At 67.6% G+C, this 1,598-nt stretch carries 2 protein-coding genes and 1 pseudogene; 1 reads left to right on the top strand and 2 read right to left on the bottom strand.

Annotated features, from left to right (window positions below; translation table 11 throughout):
- Window positions 1-132: pseudogene (locus ACESMO_RS05400) on the bottom strand (haloacid dehalogenase-like hydrolase); the annotation flags it as partial.
- A gap of 261 nt (window positions 133-393) precedes the next feature.
- Between ACESMO_RS05400 and ACESMO_RS05395 the strand changes: the two are divergent.
- Window positions 394-1,359 carry a hypothetical protein gene (locus ACESMO_RS05395; RefSeq protein WP_372707149.1) on the top strand — a complete coding sequence of 322 codons (966 nt, stop codon included), beginning with the start codon at window positions 394-396 and terminating at the stop codon, window positions 1,357-1,359.
- On the opposite strand, the gene ACESMO_RS05390 is transcribed toward ACESMO_RS05395, so the two are convergent.
- On the bottom strand, window positions 1,343-1,598 hold a 256-nt coding region (locus ACESMO_RS05390; protein ID WP_372707148.1), incomplete at its 5' end, for an HAD-IB family phosphatase. The two genes, ACESMO_RS05395 and ACESMO_RS05390, sit on opposite strands and share 17 nt — an antisense overlap.

Genomic DNA, 1,598 nt, shown 5'->3' with positions numbered 1-1,598 from the left:
GTTCGGGCCGGCGAAGCCCCCGGTCACGCGATCCTGTTCGTCGAAGACCAGTTTCGTCCCGAAAAGGGCGTCCGCGTTCAGACGTCGCGCGAACGGTGCCACCGTGGTGTCGGGCGAGGCGGTGACGATGACGCGATGGGCACCCCTGACGCCCCAGTCGTTCTAGCAGGCGCACATCGTCCCGTCGCTCATCCAGACTTTCTTCCCGGGCGAAGAGTTCAGGGAGAGTGGGGAGCCATTCATTCTCTCGGCAGAATCCTGAGCTTCGCTTGGCAGGTTCGGCACCCACCCGCGAACGGCCTGTACGACAAGATCGATTGGGTCGGGTGCTTGCCACGGCGGCGCTGAGCGGGGCTAATGTCCTGAACGTCACGCTTGTTTGAGGCTCCGCCGATGTCCGTCGCCCTGCTGGCCACCCTCGCCCTCCTGCCACAGGACCCCCAGGTGGCGCCGCGGCCCGACCCCGCGCCGGTCTATCGGATCGAGGACGTGGTGGTGGAGGGGCGGCGGCTCGATGAAGCCGCGGAACTCTATGTTGATCAGGTCGTGGCCCCGGCGCGCGGCCGTGGCCCGGCGCGCTGGGACGAGGGCGTCTGCGTCGGCGTCGCCAATTTCAACACCGAGGTGGCCCAGTATATCGCCGACCGGGTGACCGATCTGGCGCGGGAGTTGGGCCTGCGGGGGCATGAGCCACCGTGCAATCCCTCCATCCTCATCATCGGTGCGGCAGACGGGGCAGACTTCGCCCGCGAACTGATCGCGCAGCGGCCGCGGCTGTTCATCGTCGGCGGGGCCGGCATGGACCGCGGACGCGCCGGTCTGGACGCCTTCAGCTCAGGCGAGCGGGCGGTCCGGTGGTGGCACGTCAGCGTCCCGGTGGATGATCAGACCGGCGACATCGCCGTCCGTCTGCCCGGCGACTACAGTCTGACCTATACCTCGCAAAACCCGCGGGGATCGACCGAGGAGAATTTCGCGCCCCAGACCCGCCGCAACTACGCCTCGCGGCTGCGAGAGCCTTGGCGGGACGTGATGAAACGGTCGTTCGTGATCATCGACGCCGATCTGACGGCCGGGGTCACCTTGCGGCAACTGGCCGATTATGTGGCCTTCGTCGCCCTGGCACAGGTGGATCCCGAGGCCGATCTCAGCCGTTTTGATTCGGTACTGAACACGTTTCGGAACGGGGCCACAGCCGAAGGCCTGTCCGCCTGGGATACGGCCTATCTGGAAGGTCTGTACTCGCTTCAGCCCGGCTACGTCGGCGACAACGCCCAGACGTCCGCCCTCAGCCGTTCGATCCTCGCCGCCTACCGCGCCGGGGCTGAGCCGGAGCCGCCCGTTACGGACGCGCCGTGAACGCCCGAAACCCGGGGTCCGCCGCGATCTCCAGCATCTCCCTGTCCCCGGATGTGTCACCGTAGGCCGCGACCAGCCTGACATCCTCGCCATAGACTGCCCGCAGCCGCCGCACCTTTTCCTCGCCCCGGCAGTTCGGGCCGGCGAAGCCCCCGGTCACGCGATCCTGTTCGTCGAAGACCAGTTTCGTCCCGAAAAGGGCGTCCGCGTTCAGACGTCGCGCGAACGGTGCCACCGTG

Source organism: Brevundimonas sp. (assembly GCF_041688735.1).
Lineage (GTDB): Bacteria > Pseudomonadota > Alphaproteobacteria > Caulobacterales > Caulobacteraceae > Brevundimonas.
The sequence above is the reverse complement of the archived record's forward strand: the minus strand, read 5'-3'. Positions and strand labels throughout refer to the sequence as shown.